Annotated in this window: 22 protein-coding genes; 4 read left to right on the forward strand and 18 right to left on the reverse strand. The window is 59.0% G+C overall.

Going from position 1 to position 19,303, the window contains the following annotated elements:
- Positions 1–28: 28 nt before the first annotated feature.
- Positions 29–853 carry an inositol monophosphatase family protein gene (locus AGR1_RS04530; protein ID WP_080790444.1) on the forward strand — a complete coding sequence of 275 codons (825 nt, stop codon included), beginning with the start codon at positions 29–31 and terminating at the stop codon, positions 851–853.
- A 244-nt stretch (positions 854–1,097) separates the two neighbouring features.
- Here the strand turns inward: AGR1_RS04530 and AGR1_RS04535 are convergent, their stop codons facing one another.
- The 3 genes from AGR1_RS04535 to AGR1_RS04545 all read right to left on the reverse strand — a co-directional run bounded on the left by AGR1_RS04535 (position 1,098) and on the right by AGR1_RS04545 (position 3,174).
- Entirely contained in the window at positions 1,098–2,306 is a 1,209-nt protein-coding gene (locus AGR1_RS04535; RefSeq protein ID WP_149147274.1) for a multidrug effflux MFS transporter, read from the reverse strand.
- Positions 2,307–2,443: 137 nt separating this feature from the next.
- The gene (gene grxD / locus AGR1_RS04540; RefSeq protein WP_080790446.1) at positions 2,444–2,779 is read right to left on the reverse strand and encodes a Grx4 family monothiol glutaredoxin; all 336 of its coding nucleotides are present in this window, start codon (positions 2,777–2,779) and stop codon (positions 2,444–2,446) included.
- 146 nt (positions 2,780–2,925) lie between these two features.
- The gene (locus tag AGR1_RS04545; RefSeq protein ID WP_149146305.1) at positions 2,926–3,174 is read right to left on the reverse strand and encodes a hypothetical protein; all 249 of its coding nucleotides are present in this window, start codon (positions 3,172–3,174) and stop codon (positions 2,926–2,928) included.
- A gap of 110 nt (positions 3,175–3,284) precedes the next feature.
- Between AGR1_RS04545 and AGR1_RS04550 the strand changes: the two genes are divergently transcribed.
- Positions 3,285–4,433: a hypothetical protein gene (locus AGR1_RS04550; RefSeq protein ID WP_149146306.1), complete on the forward strand. Its 1,149-nt coding sequence runs from the start codon at positions 3,285–3,287 to the stop codon at positions 4,431–4,433.
- A 142-nt stretch (positions 4,434–4,575) separates the two neighbouring features.
- Here the strand turns inward: AGR1_RS04550 and AGR1_RS04555 are convergent, their stop codons facing one another.
- From AGR1_RS04555 to AGR1_RS04570, 4 genes are all read right to left on the reverse strand, one after another.
- Positions 4,576–4,809, reverse strand: a complete 234-nt coding sequence (locus AGR1_RS04555) for a BolA family transcriptional regulator (RefSeq protein ID WP_003507909.1) — start codon at positions 4,807–4,809, stop codon at positions 4,576–4,578.
- A 16-nt stretch (positions 4,810–4,825) separates the two neighbouring features.
- Entirely contained in the window at positions 4,826–7,060 is a 2,235-nt protein-coding gene (gene purL / locus AGR1_RS04560) for a phosphoribosylformylglycinamidine synthase subunit PurL (protein ID WP_149146307.1), read from the reverse strand.
- A 114-nt stretch (positions 7,061–7,174) separates the two neighbouring features.
- A complete protein-coding gene (locus AGR1_RS04565; RefSeq protein ID WP_149146308.1) occupies positions 7,175–7,765 on the reverse strand; it encodes an acyloxyacyl hydrolase in 591 nt (196 codons plus the stop codon).
- A gap of 112 nt (positions 7,766–7,877) precedes the next feature.
- Positions 7,878–9,296 carry a PLP-dependent aminotransferase family protein gene (locus AGR1_RS04570; protein ID WP_149146309.1) on the reverse strand — a complete coding sequence of 473 codons (1,419 nt, stop codon included), beginning with the start codon at positions 9,294–9,296 and terminating at the stop codon, positions 7,878–7,880.
- A 93-nt stretch (positions 9,297–9,389) separates the two neighbouring features.
- Between AGR1_RS04570 and AGR1_RS04575 the strand changes: the two genes are divergently transcribed.
- The gene (locus tag AGR1_RS04575; protein WP_149146310.1) at positions 9,390–9,695 is read left to right on the forward strand and encodes a DUF1127 domain-containing protein; all 306 of its coding nucleotides are present in this window, start codon (positions 9,390–9,392) and stop codon (positions 9,693–9,695) included.
- Positions 9,696–9,825: 130 nt separating this feature from the next.
- Here AGR1_RS04575 and AGR1_RS04580 read toward each other — a convergent pair whose 3' ends face one another.
- The 10 genes from AGR1_RS04580 to AGR1_RS04625 form a co-directional block, all read right to left on the reverse strand.
- Positions 9,826–10,230, reverse strand: a complete 405-nt coding sequence (locus tag AGR1_RS04580) for a hypothetical protein (RefSeq protein WP_149146311.1) — start codon at positions 10,228–10,230, stop codon at positions 9,826–9,828.
- A 79-nt stretch (positions 10,231–10,309) separates the two neighbouring features.
- A complete protein-coding gene (gene purQ / locus AGR1_RS04585; protein WP_080790453.1) occupies positions 10,310–10,981 on the reverse strand; it encodes a phosphoribosylformylglycinamidine synthase subunit PurQ in 672 nt (223 codons plus the stop codon).
- A gap of 19 nt (positions 10,982–11,000) precedes the next feature.
- Entirely contained in the window at positions 11,001–11,243 is a 243-nt protein-coding gene (gene purS, locus AGR1_RS04590; protein ID WP_080790454.1) for a phosphoribosylformylglycinamidine synthase subunit PurS, read from the reverse strand.
- 54 nt (positions 11,244–11,297) lie between these two features.
- Positions 11,298–12,062, reverse strand: a complete 765-nt coding sequence (gene purC / locus AGR1_RS04595) for a phosphoribosylaminoimidazolesuccinocarboxamide synthase (protein ID WP_077982034.1) — start codon at positions 12,060–12,062, stop codon at positions 11,298–11,300.
- 203 nt (positions 12,063–12,265) lie between these two features.
- On the reverse strand, positions 12,266–12,829 hold the full coding sequence (locus AGR1_RS04600; protein ID WP_080790455.1) for an alpha/beta hydrolase: 564 nt from the start codon (positions 12,827–12,829) through the stop codon (positions 12,266–12,268).
- Positions 12,830–12,897: 68 nt separating this feature from the next.
- On the reverse strand, positions 12,898–14,205 hold the full coding sequence (gene purB / locus AGR1_RS04605) for an adenylosuccinate lyase (RefSeq protein WP_077982036.1): 1,308 nt from the start codon (positions 14,203–14,205) through the stop codon (positions 12,898–12,900).
- Between the two features lie 81 nt (positions 14,206–14,286).
- Positions 14,287–14,793, reverse strand: a complete 507-nt coding sequence (locus AGR1_RS04610) for a hypothetical protein (protein WP_149146312.1) — start codon at positions 14,791–14,793, stop codon at positions 14,287–14,289.
- A gap of 45 nt (positions 14,794–14,838) precedes the next feature.
- Positions 14,839–15,516, reverse strand: a complete 678-nt coding sequence (gene rpe, locus AGR1_RS04615; RefSeq protein WP_142911452.1) for a ribulose-phosphate 3-epimerase — start codon at positions 15,514–15,516, stop codon at positions 14,839–14,841.
- 132 nt (positions 15,517–15,648) lie between these two features.
- Positions 15,649–16,728, reverse strand: coding sequence for an ABC transporter substrate-binding protein (locus tag AGR1_RS04620; protein ID WP_149146313.1), 1,080 nt, complete (start codon positions 16,726–16,728; stop codon positions 15,649–15,651).
- Positions 16,729–16,862: 134 nt separating this feature from the next.
- Entirely contained in the window at positions 16,863–17,393 is a 531-nt protein-coding gene (locus AGR1_RS04625) for a helix-turn-helix transcriptional regulator (RefSeq protein WP_077982039.1), read from the reverse strand.
- Positions 17,394–17,689: 296 nt separating this feature from the next.
- Between AGR1_RS04625 and AGR1_RS29485 the strand changes: the two genes are divergently transcribed.
- Positions 17,690–17,854 carry a hypothetical protein gene (locus AGR1_RS29485; RefSeq protein ID WP_187772040.1) on the forward strand — a complete coding sequence of 55 codons (165 nt, stop codon included), beginning with the start codon at positions 17,690–17,692 and terminating at the stop codon, positions 17,852–17,854.
- Positions 17,855–18,856: 1,002 nt separating this feature from the next.
- On the opposite strand, the gene AGR1_RS04630 is transcribed toward AGR1_RS29485, so the two are convergent.
- On the reverse strand, positions 18,857–19,300 hold the full coding sequence (locus AGR1_RS04630; protein ID WP_149146314.1) for an NUDIX domain-containing protein: 444 nt from the start codon (positions 19,298–19,300) through the stop codon (positions 18,857–18,859).
- Between the last annotated feature and the right edge of the window lie 3 nt (positions 19,301–19,303).

Consider the following 19,303-nt stretch of genomic DNA (forward strand, 5'->3'; position numbering starts at 1 on the left):
ATCATGCCCAAATAGAAGGATATCGCCCATGGCTCTCGAACTCGACATCGCCTCTCTTGCCAATGCGCTTCAGGAGGCGGCGGCAGTGGAAATCCTGCCGCGGTTCCGCAATCTGGGCGAAGGCGATGTGCGGATGAAGAGCGAGGCGATAGACCTCGTCACCGAGGGCGACGAAGCCGCCGAGCGGCTGATCCGCGCCCGCGTTCAGGAAATCATGCCTGACGCCCTGTTCATCGGTGAAGAGGCGGTGGCGGCGGATGCCTCGCTGCTCGGCAAGCTTGCCGATGCCGATCTCGCCGTGGTGGTGGATCCCATCGACGGCACCTATAACTTCGCTTCCGGCCTGCCGCTCTTCGGCGTGATGATGAGCGTCATTTCCAAGGGCGAGACCGTTGCGGGGCTGATCTTCGACCCCATGGGCAACGACTGGGCGATTGCCGAAAAGGGCTCCGGCGCATGGCTGTGCAGCGCCGATGGTTCGCAGACGCAGATGTCGGTCGTGCCGGCGCCGGAACTGTCGCAGATGGTCGGCATCGCCAATACCGGATATTTCGACGTGGAAACACGGCGCAAGATTTTGATGAACCTGGCTGACGTGCGGCTCTTCACCAGTTATCGTTGTGCTGCGCACGAATATCGCCTGTTCTGCGGCGGCCATATGCATTTCCTGATGTATAACAAGCTGATGCCCTGGGACCATCTGGCCGGCACACTGATTTCGCAGGAAGCGGGCGCCTATGCGGCGCGCCTCGACGGCTCGCCCTATCTGCCGAGCCATGTGGATGGCGGGCTGCTGCTTGCGCCTGACCAGCAGACATGGGAGCTGCTGCGGGAGAAGATTTTTACGGTTTGAGGTGGCGTGACAAGGTTGCGGCTTGATAGTGGACATCATCTACCTCACCTCCGTCATCCTCGCCCTTGAGGCGAGGATGCACAGGCGGTCGAAGCGATGGATCCTCGGGTCAAGCCCGAGGATGACGCCAAGAGTGGGGAATGGGTGCTGAAACTGGCCGACGCTGAGTGTTACGCCAGCCGTCAATCAAACAAAAAAGGGCGCGGAACAGAATTCCGCGCCCTTTCTTTTTGTTAGCCTGAACTTACCGTGTCGGCTTGTTATGCGCCTGAAACAGCATACCCTTTTCGCCGATCAGCACGAAGATCAGGCCGATGATGGAGACGGTGAAGAAGCCGGCGACCATGGGCAGCGCCGTCCCGTCAAACGCCTGGCCGATGGCTGCACCAATCAGCGAGCCGCCGACGGTTCCCATGAAACCGATAACGGAAGAGGCGGTTCCGGCGACGTGGCCGAGCGGCTCCATGGCGAGCGAGTTGAAGTTCGAGCCGATCCAGCCGAACTGGAACATGGCGAGCGCAAAGAACACGATGAAGATGGCGAAAGGCATCGGCTCCGGCCCCAGCACCTGCACCACCAGCCAGACGAAGGTGATGGCGATGAAGCCCAGCAGCGATCCGTGCGACAGCTTGCGCATGCCGAACCGGCCGACCAGCTTGGCATTGATGAAGGACGAGAAGGCCATGAACAGGGCAACGCCCGCAAAGGCCGCCGCAAACCATGCGCCAAGGCCGTAGATGCCCTTGTAGACCTGCTCAGCCGAGTTGATGAATCCGAACAGCGCGCCGAAGATGAAGGTGCTGGACAGCGTATAACAGAGCGCGATACGGTTGGTGAGCACGATCTTGAAGCCGCCAAGGATCGACCGAGCCGTGAAAGGCCTGACGTCATCGGGATGCAGGGTTTCCGGCAGGCGGAAATACATCCAGGCCGTCACCACGGCGGCAATTCCGGCCATGAAGGCGAAGATCAGGTGCCAGTTACCGAAGAAGAGCACGATCTGACCGGTGCCGGGCGCGATGACCGGAACAACCATGAAGACCATCATGATCAGCGACATGACTTCCGCCATCTGCCGGCCGCCATAGATATCGCGCACGATCGAGATGGTGATGACGCGCGTTGCCGCCGAACCGATGCCCTGAATGAAACGCAGGACCAGCAAACCGGCGAATGACGGCACGAAGACCACGGCGAGGGCTGAAACGATATAGATCGCAAGTCCGACGAGCATCGGCTTGCGGCGTCCGAAACGGTCCGAGATCGGACCGTACAGAAGCTGGGCAATACCGAAGCCGAGGAGATAGGTGGAAATGACATATTGGCGGTGGTTTTCATTCACGACGCCCAGCGAAGCGCCGATTTCCTGAAGACCGGGCAGCATGATGTCGATGGCGAGCGCGTTGAGCGCCATCAGCATTGCGGCCAGCGCAATAAATTCCGTGCGCCCCATCGAGCCTGCGCGCGAAGCGGTGGATTGTGAAAGTTCTGTCACAGGATTGCCCCAAAAAGAACGGCAAAGGCGTTGCATGAAGCAACGCCTGGCATAAATTTCTGACAATCAGGGTGGGCCGGATGAACCGGCCGAAATCAGGCCGCGCCGCGGACGCTGATACCCTGTTCTTGGAAGTGGCTTTGCAGTTCGCCGGACTGGAACATCTCTCTTACGATGTCACAGCCGCCGACGAATTCGCCCTTGACGTAGAGCTGCGGGATGGTTGGCCAATTGGAATAGTCCTTGATGCCCTGACGGATGTCGCCGTCGGCAAGCACGTTGATGCCCTTGTACTCGACGCCGAGATAATCGAGGATTTGTACCACCTGGCCGGAAAAACCGCACTGCGGAAATTGCGGGGTGCCCTTCATGAAAAGAACGATGTCGTTGCTCTTCACTTCGCTGTCGATCATGTCGTGAATGCCGCTCATAGGCCTATTCCTTTCACATGCGGTTCAAGGCCGCTGCTTTCTGTTAGCCTCTAAATAGCATGTCGCGCCGTGATTTCCACCCGGGGGAGCGTAAAAAAAGCGTCTCGATGGCCTGGCGTGACGGGCGAAATCCGGCCTGCGGCTTTTTATTTATACCGCTGCCCGCTGCGGGCAGCCGCAGTGCGCTTTTTGCTGACCTGTTTCCGGGCGGGCTTCGGTTTGACGGCGGCCTTGATCGCGGCTTCCAGCACGGAACCGAAGATACCGCCGGCCGCAGAGCCGGTACTTTTCGTCCGGCGCGTGCGGCGTGTCTTGCGGATGCCGGATTTGGTCAGCACTTCGGCGAGAGCGCCTTTGACGACGCCGTTGAGCAATTGATCGACGATGCCAGACAAATTTCCCTCACCGATAAATAAATCATATTTCCGTCGCGTTTTTTACTATACGTGCATCGCCCACTGTATCAAGCGATCCTTTCGGGTGTCTCCAGCCTGAAGGTCTATGCATGCCGCGCGTCAAGTCACGACTTGTTCTTTATTTCCCCGGTTTCGATCCGCTCGATGCGGCCGCCCATCATCTGCGTTACCAGCGGGCGGCGGCGCTCGCCGGCAAAACGTGGGATGTGGATTACACGGTGGGGCCGCTGGAGAATGCGCCCGGGGGCGAGACTTTCAAGGTGGAGGCCTTGGCGGGCGACTGGCGGACGCGCTCCGACATTTTCGTTTACGACCATAATGCGGTGATATCGCAATTGCGGGATGCGCCCGTCTGGCGGCAGATCTGGCTCGGCTTCAGGGCCGGAGCCGGCATCATCGCCGAAGGCGGTGCAGCGCGTTACTTCCGCCATGCCTGGCGTTTTGGTCTGTTCTTCATCTTCCCGTTCCTGCTGATGCTTGTCGGTGGCGCGCTTGCGGCGACTATTGCCCTTTCGCCCTGGCTTTTCGCTTTACCGCTCTGGCTCTTTGCGATCAGTTTTCCCGCCGCTGCCCTGTTTTTCGTGAAGGCTTTCCTGCCGTTCGCCGAGCGGTTTCACACGCTGCATCTTTATGCAGACTGGCGGTTCGCGCTCGCGGTCGGCCGCGATGAGCCGATTGCCCGTGACTGGATCGAGGAGAGGGCGGCACTTGTCCTGACGGCGCTGGAGCAGCCTTCGGATGAGGTTCTGGTGGTTTCCCATAGCATGGGCGCCAGCCTTGCGCTCGCCACGATCGGCCGCGTGCTGGAGCTCAGGCCGGATGCGCTGGATGGCCGGACACTGTCTTTTGCGACGCTGGGCGGCGCGGCGCTGCAATGTGCGTTCCTGTCGAGCGCGCACCGGCTTCGCGAGAGCGTAGGCACGATTGCGCGTCATCCAGAGGTGACATGGTTCGATATCCAATGCCTGACCGATCCGATTCATCTCTACCGGTGCAATACCGTCGGCCTGACGGGTCACAGGGATGCGCCGCAGCCGAAGATCGTAGCGATCCGTTTCAAGCATTCGCTCTCGCCGGACCGTTATAAGAAGAACAAGCGCAACTTCCTGCGCATGCACCGGCAATATGTGCTGGGGCCGGATCGCAGATCCGGTTACGATTTTACCCTGCTGACGGCAGGCCCTTTGCCGGCCGCCTCCTTCGCCGATCTGGATTCGCAGACGCCGCCTGTTCTGTAAGCGGCATCCGATCCTTATATCGGGCATGAAAAAGGCCCGCGTGAGAGTGTCACGCGGGCCTTTGATTTATTCAGCAGGTTTCACGCTCTGCCGCAGGCGGGACAGAGACGGTCTGTTGCCGGAACCGCTTTCACGGGCGCCATCATTCGGGGGCCGAGGTCTGCAGGGCAAGGGCATGCAGAACGCCGCCCATATTGCCCTTCAGCGCGTCATAGACCATCTGGTGCTGCTGCACGCGGGTCTTGCCCTTGAATGCTTCCGCAACGACTTCCGCCGCGTAATGATCGCCGTCACCGGCCAGATCGCGGATCGTGACCTTTGCCCCGGGAATTCCCGCCTTAATCATGTCTTCAATGTCGCCGGGTTTCATGGGCATGGTGTTTCTCCTTAATTCATTCTGCGGCGAGCAAAGTTTCGCCATCCATGAATTGAGGGAACCACGATTCATAGGCCAAGTGCAATTCTTTAATCTCGACTGCCCGCGCCGTGCCCAGCTTTACGCTCGCACCGCCGGTAACGCCGATTACCGGGCAGGAAACGCCCGCAGCCTTGGCTGCCGCCTGCAACTCGTCGAGATCGGCCTTTTTGACCGTCATGACGTAGCGGCCCTGATCTTCGCCATAGAAGGTGAGAACCGGATTGTGACCTTCGACCGCGTCGATGGTCGCGCCGATGCCCGACGAGATCGCCATTTCGGCAACCGCAAGCGCGAGACCACCCGAGGAGCAATCGTGAACGGCGGTGGCAAGGCCATCGGTGATCAGGCTGCGGACGAAATCGCCGTTCCTCTTTTCGGCGGCCAGATCGACATGCGGCGCAGGGCCATCGATGCGGCCGTGGACGTCACGCATGTAAACCGACTGGGCGATGTGGGTGCCGAGGCCGGCAGGAGCGCCGACAAGCAGCACCACTTCGTCAGCGGCGGCGAAACGGATGCGCGCCATGCGGCCCCAGTCCTTCAGGAGGCCAACGCCGCCGATGGTGGGGGTGGGCAGGATCGCCTGACCGTTGGTTTCGTTATAGAGCGAGACGTTGCCGGAAACGATCGGGAATTCCAGTACCCGGCAGGCTTCGCCGATGCCCTTGATGGCATGAACCAGCTGGCTCATGATCTCCGGCTTTTCCGGGTTGCCGAAGTTCAGGTTGTCGGTGGCCGCCAGCGGCAGAGCGCCGGTTGCGGTGATGTTGCGCCAGCATTCGGCAACGGCCTGCTTGCCGCCTTCGAAGGGATCGGCCTCGACATAACGCGGTGTGACGTCGGAGGAGAAGGCGAGCGCCTTCTTATCGTGACCTTCGACGCGAACCACGCCGGCGTCGCCGCCGGGAAGCTGCAGGGAATTGCCCTGGATCAGCGTGTCATACTGCTCGTAGACCCAGCGGCGCGAGGAGTTGTTGGCCGAACCGACCAGCGATACCAGCGCATCGGCGATATCGGCGGCGGGGACGTCGTTTTCCGAAAGCGGTGCGGGCACCTTGGCGGGTGTCCACGGGCGGTCATATTCCGGGGCCTGATCGCCCAGTTCCTTGATCGGCAGGTTGGCGACTTCCTCGCCATTGTGCAACACGCGGAAACGCAGATCGTCGGTGGTCTTGCCGACGATGGCGAAATCCAGACCCCATTTGACGAAGATCGCCTTGGCGACTTCTTCCTTGGAAGGTTCGAGAACCATGAGCATGCGCTCCTGGCTTTCCGAGAGCATCATTTCGTAAGCCGTCATGCGCTCTTCGCGCACCGGTACGGCGTTCAAGTCAAGCTCGATGCCGAGATCGCCCTTGGCGCCCATCTCGACGGCCGAGCAGGTGAGGCCGGCGGCGCCCATGTCCTGAATGGCGATGACCGCACCGGTCTTCATCAGCTCAAGGCAGGCCTCCAGCAGGCACTTTTCGGTGAAGGGGTCGCCGACCTGAACGGTCGGGCGCTTTTCTTCGATGGATTCGTCAAATTCGGCGGACGCCATGGTCGCACCGCCGACGCCGTCGCGGCCGGTCTTTGCACCGAGATAAACGACCGGCAGGCCGACGCCCTTGGCTTCCGAGAGGAAGATCGCATTGGACTTGGCAAGGCCGGCTGCGAAGGCGTTGACGAGGATATTGCCGTTATAACGCGGGTCGAATTCCACTTCGCCGCCAACCGTCGGCACGCCGAAGGAATTGCCGTATCCGCCGACACCGGCGACGACGCCGGCCACGAGGTGGCGGGTCTTCGGGTGGTCAGGCGCGCCGAAACGCAGGGCGTTCATGGCGGCAATCGGGCGGGCACCCATTGTGAAGACGTCGCGCAGAATGCCGCCGACGCCGGTCGCTGCACCCTGATAGGGCTCGATATAAGACGGGTGGTTGTGGCTCTCCATCTTGAAGACGACGCAATCGCCATCGTCGATATCGACCACGCCGGCATTTTCACCGGGGCCCTGGATGACGCGTGGTCCCTTGGTGGGCAGGGTCTTCAGCCACTTCTTGGACGACTTGTAGGAGCAGTGCTCGTTCCACATGGCCGAGAAAATGCCGAGCTCGGTAAAGCTCGGCTCCCGTCCGATCAGGTCGAGGATACGCTGGTATTCGTCGGGCTTCAGCCCGTGGGATGCAACGAGTTCCGGGGTGATCTTGATGGAGTTTGAGATAGACATTGGTCTCACGCGGTTCGAGCCGAGGAAAGTTTCCGGTTCTTTAGCGCAAGAGGCTCAATGGTGCGACAGGAAAATGCGCTGTTTTACCCGCAAAACGCTGCTTTGTTGGCTTCTTCAGAACTTGTATCCGACCATCAGGCCGACGCGGGTGAGCCCGTCATTGGGGCCGTCGCATAGATTGGCGTGGGAGGCGTGTTCGATCTGGGTCGAAATATTCCAGTTGTTGTCGAAGCGATATCCGATGGCGGCATATTCATGGAAAAGCACACGGCAGCCGAATTCCGCTCCCGTTTCGCCCGGGTCATTTCTCAGTTTGCCATCGTGCCACAGGCCGCCAAAGCCGAGGTCGACGAAAATTTTCGGATTGAGGTCGAAGGTCCAGTTGACGCCGCCATAAACGGTGTTCGCTTCACCCTGTGTGCTGATTTCCGCGCCCAGATGCAGGCGGGGCCGCGCAAGCTTTTCACCAAGTGTGACGGCCGAGGTGCTGGCGAAGGGATCAAAATAGGCGGTGAAGGCCGGGAATACGCCATCTTCGCCGCCGCCATCACGATTTGAGAGTGAAGTGGTAACCCCAAACCGCAATTCATCAAAGACAGTGCCGTCCGCGGCGGCGGCCGGCACTACGTCGAGGAGGAGGTGTGCTGCAAACGTCATCGCCAGCATGACGAACGCCCTGGCATTTCTCAATCCGACTGCTGCCATCGAATCATTCCTCGCTGTGAATTCTGCAAAGGATGGCAGGTTTGGCGGTGCGGTAAATGATCAGTTACTGAATTAGGCAAGGTGTTGCAGGAAAGACTCTGTGCGCCGGTGTTTACGCCACGCTTTCATAGCCGGCGGAGCCGTTATCCAGCAGATGGCGGAGGATGCCGAAGGCATGGGTCAGCTCCTCGCGGGTGGAAGGCCCGGAAAAACTGATGCGAACGCGGTGGAAAACCTTGTCCGTCCGCCCGGCCTTGAATTCGTCCTCGTCATCGATCAGCACCCCTTCCTTCATCGCCGCATTGCGGAAGGTGCCGGAAAGCCAAGGTTCGGGCAGCCTCAGCCACAGGAAGGCGATATCGGGCAGGGAGTTGAAATCCAGCCCGGCAAATACCTGTCTGGCGATTGCCTCGCGTTGATTGATCTCTGCTATACAATCCTTGCGGATATCGTCTGCGTCGCCGCTATTGACGAGGCGGGCATTCAGTTCGGCCAGCATGAAGGGCAGGCCGCCGGTCAGCATCGAGTGGGAAATGCGGATGCGTGAGGAATATTGTGCGGGACAGGCGACCCAGCCGCCGCGTACGCCGGCGGCGACGGATTTCGACAGGCCGCCAACCACAAAGGTGATATCGGGTGCGAACTCGGCGATCAGCGGGATCGCATCGCGCGTCATCGCGCCATAAAGATTGTCCTCGACGATCCACACGCCGTATCGGCGGGCGATGTCCGCAATCGCGCGGCGGCGGTCTTCCGGAAGTGTGGCACACGTCGGGTTCTGGCCGGCTGACATCAGAAAGATCATCTTGGGATGCTGCTGTGCGCAGACCCGCTCAAAATCCTCAGGAATGATGCCGTTTTCATCCGCATCGACCAGCGTCACCCGCCGTCCTGCAAGGGCAGCGCTACGGCTGATATGGGAATAGGTGACCTGTTCGAAGACGATACGGTCGCCCGGCGCGGTCATCGCCGTCACCACACTCATCACCGCCGCATGGGCGCCGAGCGTCGAGACGATGTTTTCCGGATTCGGCGACCAGCCATTCTGTGAAAGCCAGCGAGCCCCCGCTTTACACCAGTTATCCGGGAAGGTCCGGGCATAATTGGTGATGTCATAGCCATGCTCGCGCGTCAGCGCCTCTATATGACGAGCGATCACCACGCTCTGGCCGACATCCGGGGCAGCTGTGGTGTTCAGGCGATATTCGCCGGTGGTCTCAACGGTATGCCGGGTGCCGCCGAAGGCTGGGGCAGCCTGTTCCATTGGCGAGGAGGGTGCCGGCGTCTTCCGCTCATTGACATAAGTGCCGCGGCCGACTTCGCCGCTGACGAGGCCTCGCTCGTGGATGAGCGCATAGGCGCGGCTGATTGTGCCGATTGTCACGCCGAGATCGTAAGCGAGATTGCGCTGGGGCGGCAATTTCGAGCCGGCCTGCAAGGTTCCGTCGGAAATCGCGCCTTCGATACTGTCGGCGAGGCGCAGGTAAATCGGGCCGTCGCCCTCGGTAATGTCGGGAAGCCAATTTGTCATGGTGACAATTTATGCATTGTATCTGTGCGCAAGTCAATTGTATTTATTGTCTGCATTGATTGAAGATCAGCGAACGGAGACAATAGGTGCAATATGCGCAAGATGGATCAATACCTTTCGACAGCGGATACACTCTATCCTGATGGCTACGAACGGGAACGCGTGTTCCGCGATGCCGGCGACATGGTCGCACCGGCGCCCTTTCCGGCCAAGATCGCCCGCACGCTTATTGGTCGTCTGATTGCGGGCATGGCCCATTGGCAGCAGAAACGACGGGGACGGCTCGCCTTGCGCGAACTGTCGGACGATCTGCTGGAGGATATTGGCGTTACGCGGAATGAAGCCTTGCAGGAAGCAGCGAAATCCCGACTCCTTTCCTGGCCGCCGCGGCCGCTTTGATTTTTGTCGGAGAGCGGCGCCTTCTTTCCCCGGCGCCAAGCAGCCATTCGGCAGCCCGCCACGCCAATCCCAACCGGCGTTGGCGGGTTTTTTTAGTGGATTGCCGAGAGCCCGTTTCCGCGCTTGTCGATCAGCAGCCCTTGCCGCCGTTCGCCCAGCGTTTGACGTCGGTTGCGATGCGGCCGGACAGGGGTTCGTTCATGACAGGGCCGAATGCATCGAGCTTTGCCGGGTTACCTTCGGCCTGAACCACCAGCATGGGGCGCGATTCCGGGCTGTTGCGCGGCACGAGCAGGATGCGCGGACGGCCGGAGAAGGAGTTGAGTTCCGGCGCCAGACGATAGGCCTTGAAAGCCGTGTCGCCCGATTTGAACCAGCAGGCATTCGCGCCAAGCGCAATGCGTTCCATGGTCGGCAGGGCTGCACGGGAGATGGAGGAGGAAGGTTGCGGTTTCGGCTGACAGGCGGCAAGCGCCGCTGCCGCAAGGATCAATCCGGCGGCTTTGCAGGCATCGTGTCGAAAAAGACGGGGCATCAGGTCATCCAGAAAAGAAGCCGAAACATAGCCGGAAACCGGCATCAAAAAAGGCGGGCTTGAAACCCGCCTTGGTCTATCAGGCTGCGATGACGCCCAGCGCCGAAGCGAAGAGGCCGCGGCCGTCATTGCCACCATGGGCGGCTTCGATCAGGTTTTCCGGATGCGGCATCATGCCGAGGACATTGCCTTTGGTATTGATGACGCCGGCAATGTCGTTCAGCGAACCGTTGGGATTGGTGCCCTCGGCATAACGGAACACGACCTGGCCGTTGCCTTCCACCGACTTCAACTCATCGGTATCGAGGAAATAATTGCCGTCGTGATGGGCGACCGGGCAGCGCAGGATCTGGCCCTTGTCATAGGCGCGAGTGAAATCGGTGTCGTTATTGGCGACTTCGAGCTTCACTTCGCGGCAGACGAATTTCAGCGAGGCGTTGCGCATCAGGGCGCCCGGCAGCATGCCGGCTTCAACGAGAATCTGGAAGCCGTTGCAGACACCGAGAACCTTCACGCCCTTTTCCGCTTTTTCGCGAATGGCCTGCATGACCGGCATGCGGGCGGCAATGGCGCCGCAGCGCAGATAGTCGCCGTAGGAGAAGCCGCCCGGAATGACGATCAGGTCGACATCGGGAATATCCGTTTCCGTCTGCCAGATGGTGACGGGCGCCTGACCGGAGATTTTCGTCAGAGCCGCGATCATGTCGCGGTCGCGGTTGAGGCCGGGAAGTTGGACGACAGCGGATTTCATGGACGGCGGCTCCTGGAGCTTAGAGAATGGCGATGGCGTAGTTTTCGATGACCGTATTGGCCAGCAGCTTTTCGCACATTGCCTTCAGGTCGGTCTCGGCCTTGGCCTTATCGGCGCCTTCCAGCTCCAGGTCGAAGACCTTGCCCTGACGGACATGGCCGACGCCATCAAAACCGAGGCTGCCGAGCGCGCCTTCGATTGCCTTGCCCTGCGGATCGAGAACGCCGTTCTTCAGCGTAACAGTCACCCGTGCCTTGATCACCTGATCTTCTCCTGATTTACCCTACGAGGCCAATATAACTTTACGAGGCCGATACTACTTTACCAGAACGGGGCCGGTGCCGCGGATCGGTTCGTTTTCATTGATGATGCCGAGACGGCGCGCGACCTCGGAATAGGCTTCCACAAGCCCGCCCATATCGCGGCGGAACAGGTCCTTGTCCATCTTTTTCTGGGTCTCGATGTCCCACAGGCGGCAGCTGTCCGGCGAAATCTCGTCCGCGAGGATGATGCGCATCATGTCGCCTTCGAACAGCCGGCCGCATTCGATCTTGAAATCGACGAGCTGGATGCCGACGCCGAGAAAGAGGCCGGACAGGAAGTCGTTGACGCGGATGGCGAGCGCCATGATGTCGTCAAGCTCGGCAGGGTTGGCCCAGCCGAAGGCGGTGATGTGCTCTTCGGAGACCATCGGGTCCTCAAGCTCATCCGACTTGTAATAGAACTCGATGATGGAGCGCGGCAGGACCACGCCTTCCTCGATGCCGAGGCGTTTCGACAGCGAGCCGGCGGCGACATTGCGCACGACGACTTCGAGCGGGATCATCTCCACTTCCTTGATCAACTGCTCGCGCATGTTGAGGCGGCGGATGAAGTGGGTGGGAATGCCGATCTTGTTCAGATGCGTGAAGACGTATTCGCAGATACGGTTATTCAGCACGCCCTTGCCGTCGATGACTTCATGCTTCTTCTTGTTGAAGGCGGTCGCATCGTCCTTGAAGAACTGGATAAGCGTGCCTGGCTCCGGACCCTCGTAGAGGATCTTGGCCTTGCCTTCGTAAATACGGCGGCGACGGTTCATAATTGCAGGTCTCTTGGTTGACGCCGATTCTGGTGGCGTTGCGTTTGGTCTTTGAAGCGGTCCCATAAAGGAAAAGAGTGCATTCTACAATGCGGCTCGCATATTTCCCTTCAATTCTTGTGACAGGCCGGGAAACGGCTTTGCCTGAAAAATCGGCTTACGGAGCCGATAGAGAAGGCGGCGGCCTGCATGGCTGCCACCAATCAGGGCTCGACAGCCTTCAGCCGGCTCAGGAACTGCGCGAAGACCATGCCGCCTTCCGGCCACGGACCGTGGCCGGACTCCGCGTTGATGTGGCCGGACATGCCGGCGTCGATCAAAAGCGAGCCCCAGGCGGCGGCGATGTCATCGGCATGTTCATAGGAGCCGAAAGGATCGTTGCGGCTGGCGATGGTGATCGCCGGGAAAGGCAGCGGGTCGCGCGGGTAAGGCCCGAAGGTCATCAGGTGTTTTGGCCGGATATCGGGATTGGCGACATCGGGCGGCGCGACAAACAGCGCGCCGGACACCTTCTTGCCGATTTCCGGCAAGGCGTGGATCACGGTCGGCACGCCAAGCGAATGGGCGACGAGCACAACGGGCTTGGTGGAAGCGTTGACCTCTTCCACCATCCGGGCGACCCAGTCTTCCTTCACGGGTTTGGACCATTCGGCCTGCTCGACGCGGCGGGCGGTGGAAAGCTTGCGCTCCCAGCGGCTCTGCCAGTGGTCGGGGCCGGAATTGGTATAACCGGGGACGATCAGGATATCTGCTTCTGAAACTTTCATGCGCCCATATCTGTGTTGTGATGCCGCCGCGATCAAGACCGCGGCGGCATTAACTTCAGGGAGTTCTCTCAGGCCTCGCCGAAGACACGGGTGAAGATCGTGTCGACGTGTTTGGTGTGGTAGCCGAGGTCGAACTTTTCGCGGATCACCTCTTCGGACAGTGCGGCGCGCACTTCCTCGTCGCCCAGCAGTTCCTCAAGGAAGTCGGCACCCTGTTCCCACACCTTCATGGCGTTGCGCTGCACCAGACGATAGGCGTCCTCGCGGGAAACGCCAGCCTGCGTCAGCGCCAGCAGAACGCGCTGCGAATGCACGAGGCCACGAAACTTGTTCATGTTCTTCAACATGTTGTCCGGGTAGATCACCAACTTCTCGATGACGCCGGCCAGACGGTTCAGCGCGAAATCCAGCGTGACTGTCGTGTCGGGGCCGATGGCGCGCTCCACGGAGGAGTGGCTGATATCGCGCTCGTGCCAGAGGGCGACATTTTCCATGGCCGGGACGACCGACATGCGCACCAGACGGGCAAGGCCGGTGAGGTTTTCGGTGAGAACCGGGTTGCGCTTGTGCGGCATGGCGGACGAGCCCTTCTGGCCGGGCGAGAAAAACTCTTCCGCTTCCAGAACCTCGGTGCGCTGCATGTGGCGGATTTCGATGGCGACGTTTTCGATCGACGAGGCGATGACACCGAGCGTCGCGAAGAACATGGCGTGACGGTCGCGCGGGATGACCTGCGTGGAGACCGGCTCGGGGATGAGGCCGAGCTTTTCGCAGACATGTTCTTCGACACGCGGGTCGATATTGGCGAAAGTGCCGACGGCGCCGGAGATCGCGCCGGTGGCGATTTCCGCACGGGCATTGACGAGACGCTCGCGGTTGCGGTGCATCTCGGCGTAGAAGCGGGCGAAGGTCAGGCCCATGGTGGTCGGCTCGGCATGGATGCCGTGGCTGCGGCCGATGCGCACCGTGTTCTTGTGTTCGAAGGCGCGGGTCTTCAGCGCGGCAAGCACCCGGTCCATGTCAGCGAGCAGCAGATCGGCGGCGCGCACGAGCTGGATGTTGAGCGTGGTGTCCAGCACGTCCGACGAGGTCATGCCCTGATGCACGAAACGGCTGTCGGGACCGACAAATTCGGCGAGATGGGTGAGGAAGGCGATGACGTCGTGTTTGGTCACGGCCTCGATCTCGTCGATGCGCGCGACATCGAAGGTCGCGCTGCCGCCCTTTTCCCAAATGGTCTGGGCCGCCGATTTCGGGATAACGCCGAGTTCGGCCAGCGCGTCACAGGCATGTGCCTCGATCTCGAACCAGATGCGGAACTTTGTTTCCGGCGACCAGATGGCGACCATTTCCGGTCGGGAGTAACGAGGGATCATGGCAATGACTTTCTTAGTGGAGGAAATTTGATGCCCGTTTAGCAAAGTGTTCCGCTAATCTCAATCTATCAAGCTGCATGGCTATGCCGCTCGTCGCGCAGGCCGGCAGAGGATTGCGCCAGCGGCCAAGAGCGGAACAACGGCAAAAGGAAAATAAAGGCCGAGGCCGAGAATTGCGAATTGGTACACCGCGCCGAGCGACGTGAAGAGTTGCTGGAAAAACCAGATGCGTGAAAAAGCCGGTGCGTGCCATTGCGCATAAAAGATGCGGTATTCGAATGCGAACAATGCTGCCGCAACGGCCAGCGTGAAAAAAACGATGGCGAGACAAGCGGTCGCAAAACGTAATGGCCGGGATGTCGAGGCGGGGAGAAAGCGCAATGCGGCGAGCGCCAGTAGCCAGCCAAAAAAGCCGCCCAAGAAAAAAAGCGTGATGATATCGGCGGCGTGGTCCGTTTCCAGCCTGTTTCGGACATAGAGGCCAATGCCGGCGGAAGCGGCCGAGCAGACGCCCCAGCCAAGCGCGCCGAGCAGGATCAGCAGAGTTGGAAGAGCCTTGTCACGGAAGCCCTGCATGCCGCTTTCCATGACGATCCCCCGATGCCTCGTTGTGCCGCATTCAGCCGTGGTGGTTTACGTCCGTCCGGCTTCCGCTGCCGTGCGCAGCAGGGCGACGGTTTTGCGATAGTCATCGACGCCATCGCCTTTGAAGACCGCCGAGCCGGCGACGAGCGCATTGGCGCCGGCGGCGATGATGTCACCTGCTGTCTGCGCTGTCACACCGCCATCGACTTCCAGCTCGATCGGCCGTTCACCGATCATCGCCTTTGCCGCGCGGATTTTGTCGAGCATGGCGGGAATGAATTTCTGGCCGCCGAAGCCGGGATTGACGCTCATGATCAGCACGAGGTCGACATCATCCAGCACGTTTTCGATGACGGAAAGCGGCGTTGCCGGATTGAGCGTGACGCCGGCCTTCAGGCCAAGTCCGCGAATGGTCTGGAGAGAACGGTGAAGGTGCGGTCCGGCTTCCGCATGCACGGTGATGCTATCGCAGCCCGCCTTAGCGAAGGCTTCGAGATAAGGATCGACGGGCGCAATCATCAGGTGGCAATCGAAGAAGGCATTGCTGTGCGGGCGAAGCGCCTTGATGACATCCGGGCCAAAGGAGATATTGGGGACGAAGTGCCCGTCCATGACATCGAGATGAATCCAGTCCGCGCCCGCTTCCGTGACATCGGCGACTTCCTGTCCGAGCTTGGCGAAATTTGCAGCCAGAATGGACGGGGCTATGCGGATGGGCAGGGACATGGGGCAAACTCCTCTCGACGCGTTGCGTAAGCTGCCTTTAACACCAAGTATCGGGGTTTGGAACGGCTGGAAGCGCGGTTGTCGGGGGTTTTAAGCTACGTTTCCTCGAAATTTCGGCCGCGCGGGTTTCGCCTATGGTCTTTCCGCCTTGTCCGCCGGTTCGAAGCGCTGGCCGTTCCATCGCTGCAGGCGGTAAGGATTGTCCGAAAGGTCGTGCGAGGGGTTGAAGCCGAGCTCGCCGATGACTGTCTTGAACACGCCGCCGCCCGCCAGTACCTCCGGCGCGGGTTTCGACTGCGCCTGCGTGGCTTCCGCAAGGGCGGCGGTCAGTTCCGCAGCCGCATAGGCCGGTAAGACATAACCTTCCGGCTCGATGCCGGCGCCGCGCAGTTCGCCGGCGACGGCCTGGGCCGATGGCAGGGTATCATAGGCCGGGCGGGTGACCGCCAACACGTTCGCGGCGAGGGGAACCGGGTTGTTGGCGGCGTTCATGGCGTCGCCGCCCATGATGGTCAAAGGAAGGTTTTCCGACCCGGCATCTCTGGCGATGATGGCCACGTCGTTGCGCTCCGCGCCGACGAAGACATGGGAGACGCCAGTGCGCGCCAGTCGGCGCACCAGCGCCACCTGCTGTTCCTGATTGGGGCGCATCGTGTCGGCAAAGGTGGGTTTGAGGCCGTTTTCCTCGAGCGAAGAGCGGATGCGGTCGACCAGCTCGCGGCTGTAGATCGTGCCGTCATCCACAAGCCCGATGGAATGTCCCTTCCAGTCGCGCAGCATGATCTCCGCGATCCTGTCCGATTCGGCCCTGTCGGACGGGGCGAGACGAAAGAGCGGCCAGCCGTATTTCAGGGCGTCTTCCATCAGGATCGGTGCGCGGCTGGAAAGCGTGATGGCGGGTATGGCGGCCGCCTTCAAGGGCGGCAGAACGCCCTGAAGCGTTTCCGTGCATAAAAACCCAATCGCGGTGCTGACCTTGGCGGCCACAAGGCCGTCGGCAATAGCGCCGCCGCTGCCGTCTTCGCAGCTTTCATGAATTTCGACGACATCAAGGCCGAGCTTGGCCGCCGCCGCCTTCGCCCCCTGCCGTATCTGCTGTCCCAGAAGTTCGTAAGGACCGCTCTGGGGAGCAACAATGCCAATCGATGCCGCGCTTGCTGAGCCCGCAAGGGCAAAACCGGCGATGATCGTTAGCAGGCGAAGTGAAAGCATGACGCGATGGAAATCCTGTTGTCTCGGCTTGATGTTTATCGGCAACAACCGGTTTTCCAAAGGAAAAATACGCGCTTCACGGTCATTCCCGGAAAACTATCACATTGCACGCGCGTCGGCCCTGCCACCAATAATCAACCTGTCGATCTTTTATTGCCTTCAGCGTCCGCTCGTTTCGAACGCAGTTCCTCCGCAAGGCTTTGCTCCACCCAGGGCAACTGCGACATCAGATCGTTCCATTCGAAAGAGGGGCCGGCGCGGCTCGTCAAATTGTTATGCCATCTCGTCAGCTCCGCGAAGCGCTGATCGTCGGTTATCCTGACTTGCTGGTCACGGTAAACTTTGTTTATCAGCCTCCCGAGCGGATTGATCAGATCGACCAGAAGCTGATGTGAGCCATGCTCCGTGTTTGTTGATTGCCCGGTCTCGAACATATCGCCTTGCCCCGTGACGAGCCAGGATATGTTGACGCCGAATTCACGGTGATAGGCGCAAAGCAGTTCGGCGTCGGGCACGCGTTCGCCCCGCTCATAATGAGCCAGTCCGCTTTTACTGATCGAAAGCCGGCTCGCAAAGACATTCCGGTCATCGATATCGAAAGCTGCCCTCACAGCTCTGAGGCGTCTTCCAAGGTCTGTCTTGGACTCGACTTCTTTCCTAGCCAAATTCTCTCAAATTAAATCACAAATGGAGTTTACAAAAATCCAAATGTAATTTAATCCTCTCTGTGTTCGTATATCACCAGTTGGAAGGGCGTCTGCCGGGACGCACCTGTTTTAGAAGGTTATTTAGCACTGTGTTAAAGGTATCAGCAAGATAGACGCATGCTTCGTGCTCCCTGGACTGAGTCGCATATCGCGCCATAGATGCTTCATGACTCCTTAGCGGTCTTGAAGGCGATGCGGTTTTGAGGGGGCGATGACAATATTTAAATATATAGATTTCCAAAAAGGCGGTCACGATGCGCGTTGAGAGACCGAAGCAAATTCTCAAGGTGCCCGGTATGATCGTCAAGGGCCTTGCGATGCTTGTTTTGTGCCCATTTATCTTGTTGTTCGCGATAATCATGATGGCAATGGTGGCGATCTCTCCTGAGATAAAGCCGCCAGAAGAAAGGCGTGACTGATCAGGTTTTCTGTCGCGACGGAGGGGGGCGCGCACTAATAAGAATGTGTCGTCATCGGAAAATATGGAGAAAATTGCAAAAACATTCGTACTTTACTTTACGCGCAGGCCTCATTTGCTGGTTTTAGTCGTCTCTATCGCCATGTGGGGGATTATCGTTTTTTTTGCCCGATTCATCATGTCGTCGCCGTATTAGATGCAGCGAGGTATGCGCTTAGTATGATTATTGCATCCTTAAATGCCCACTCAACAGCAGAAAATCGCCTGAAGTCTGGCAGTGGATTTCAGCGTGAACCTTCATGTTTTAGTCGCCTATAGAAATATCAAGTCTTAGTTGTTCTGCGTCTTGCAAACCGAAGCAGCCATAGTCGTTAATTTTCCGTGGATCATCCTCGATTTACTCTGATTGCTACAGGAATAAACTCTGCGCGGAGGAACGACTGTTTTACTTTATAAAACTATCATATTTGTGGAGTAGATATGAAATTTGGAACCAGTGCATCTTGGTTTTGCCTTTTATAGTGCAGCCCACAAAAATGCACATTTTCTTTCCACTCCCGTAAATAGCTGATATATATTAGAAATATATAAAGCTTCACCTCACTGGCAGGTTTGTTTTTCCGGTTTTTTCGCAATTGCGAGAAGATTTGCTTGACGCAAAGTAAATGATTAGCTTAAATGTAATTGTTTCAGGGGACGACTGAAATTGGCCTTAATCGGCCTCGGAAAGTGTTCCGATTGTAAGCACTGCCAGACTATATTGCTTCATATATTGTATTTTTTTCATTACGTATAAACCGCTTCAGGAAACTGGGGCGGTTTTTTATGTGGGGCTAAATTTAGCAATTTTAAATTGAATTTGGAAAACCGCACGCTAAGGCTACTTCCATCTGCCGTTTGTTGAAAAAATATAGTGCGGAGATGGCGAGACCGGCTCTCGCGCGTTATTCGCGCTGCTGTTTGACGATGCGCTTTGACTGGCCTCGCCCAACAGGCGGCCGGCTCAGTTTTCTGGCCGGCATTTTTTCAGGGCGGCTAAGGCGTCCCTGGTGAAGGCCGAGATGGGTTCGGGAAGCTTATCCGGATCGAACCAGCCAATGGCGGAAAGCTTGTCGGGTTCGGTCAGTACTGGCTCACCCTGTGCGTCGCGGGTGACGAAGATCAGCGAAACCCAGTGGTGACGGTCTTCCGTATCGATGAATTCGCTATGGCAGAGGAATTCGACGTCGCCGATCTTGAGCCCGGTTTCTTCTTCGGCTTCCCGACGTGCTGCGGCGAGGGATGTTTCAAGGTGATCGACCTTGCCGCCCGGAATGTTCCAGTATCCGGCTTCCGGCGCCTTCAGGCGCCGGCATAAAAGTATGCGTTCGTCACGCAATATGACAAGGCCGACGCCGACGCCCGGAAAATCAAGGCCGGGCTTGGTGGTCGATGTCATGCTGCCCATTGC

This window comes from Agrobacterium sp. B1(2019) (assembly GCF_008274755.1).
GTDB lineage: Bacteria > Pseudomonadota > Alphaproteobacteria > Rhizobiales > Rhizobiaceae > Agrobacterium > Agrobacterium salinitolerans.

What these genes read in the sequence shown, in the direction of transcription:
- AGR1_RS04550 (WP_149146306.1), top strand. Translation starts at nt 3,285, where the DNA reads ATGCCGCGCGTCAAGTCACGACTTGTTCTTTATTTCCCCGGTTTCGAT.
- purB (WP_077982036.1), bottom strand. Translation starts at nt 14,205, where the DNA reads ATGATCCCTCGTTACTCCCGACCGGAAATGGTCGCCATCTGGTCGCCG.
- purL (WP_149146307.1), bottom strand. Translation starts at nt 7,060, where the DNA reads ATGTCTATCTCAAACTCCATCAAGATCACCCCGGAACTCGTTGCATCC.
- purQ (WP_080790453.1), bottom strand. Translation starts at nt 10,981, where the DNA reads ATGAAATCCGCTGTCGTCCAACTTCCCGGCCTCAACCGCGACCGCGAC.
- AGR1_RS04620 (WP_149146313.1), bottom strand. Translation starts at nt 16,728, where the DNA reads ATGCTTTCACTTCGCCTGCTAACGATCATCGCCGGTTTTGCCCTTGCG.
- AGR1_RS04535 (WP_149147274.1), bottom strand. Translation starts at nt 2,306, where the DNA reads ATGGGGCGCACGGAATTTATTGCGCTGGCCGCAATGCTGATGGCGCTC.
- AGR1_RS29485 (WP_187772040.1), top strand. Translation starts at nt 17,690, where the DNA reads ATGCGCGTTGAGAGACCGAAGCAAATTCTCAAGGTGCCCGGTATGATC.
- AGR1_RS04570 (WP_149146309.1), bottom strand. Translation starts at nt 9,296, where the DNA reads ATGACAAATTGGCTTCCCGACATTACCGAGGGCGACGGCCCGATTTAC.
- AGR1_RS04565 (WP_149146308.1), bottom strand. Translation starts at nt 7,765, where the DNA reads ATGGCAGCAGTCGGATTGAGAAATGCCAGGGCGTTCGTCATGCTGGCG.
- AGR1_RS04600 (WP_080790455.1), bottom strand. Translation starts at nt 12,829, where the DNA reads ATGAAAGTTTCAGAAGCAGATATCCTGATCGTCCCCGGTTATACCAAT.
- purC (WP_077982034.1), bottom strand. Translation starts at nt 12,062, where the DNA reads ATGAACCGTCGCCGCCGTATTTACGAAGGCAAGGCCAAGATCCTCTAC.
- AGR1_RS04530 (WP_080790444.1), top strand. Translation starts at nt 29, where the DNA reads ATGGCTCTCGAACTCGACATCGCCTCTCTTGCCAATGCGCTTCAGGAG.
- AGR1_RS04580 (WP_149146311.1), bottom strand. Translation starts at nt 10,230, where the DNA reads ATGCCCCGTCTTTTTCGACACGATGCCTGCAAAGCCGCCGGATTGATC.
- AGR1_RS04630 (WP_149146314.1), bottom strand. Translation starts at nt 19,300, where the DNA reads ATGGGCAGCATGACATCGACCACCAAGCCCGGCCTTGATTTTCCGGGC.
- grxD (WP_080790446.1), bottom strand. Translation starts at nt 2,779, where the DNA reads ATGAGCGGCATTCACGACATGATCGACAGCGAAGTGAAGAGCAACGAC.
- AGR1_RS04610 (WP_149146312.1), bottom strand. Translation starts at nt 14,793, where the DNA reads ATGGAAAGCGGCATGCAGGGCTTCCGTGACAAGGCTCTTCCAACTCTG.
- AGR1_RS04555 (WP_003507909.1), bottom strand. Translation starts at nt 4,809, where the DNA reads ATGCCCATGAAACCCGGCGACATTGAAGACATGATTAAGGCGGGAATT.
- AGR1_RS04575 (WP_149146310.1), top strand. Translation starts at nt 9,390, where the DNA reads ATGCGCAAGATGGATCAATACCTTTCGACAGCGGATACACTCTATCCT.
- rpe (WP_142911452.1), bottom strand. Translation starts at nt 15,516, where the DNA reads ATGTCCCTGCCCATCCGCATAGCCCCGTCCATTCTGGCTGCAAATTTC.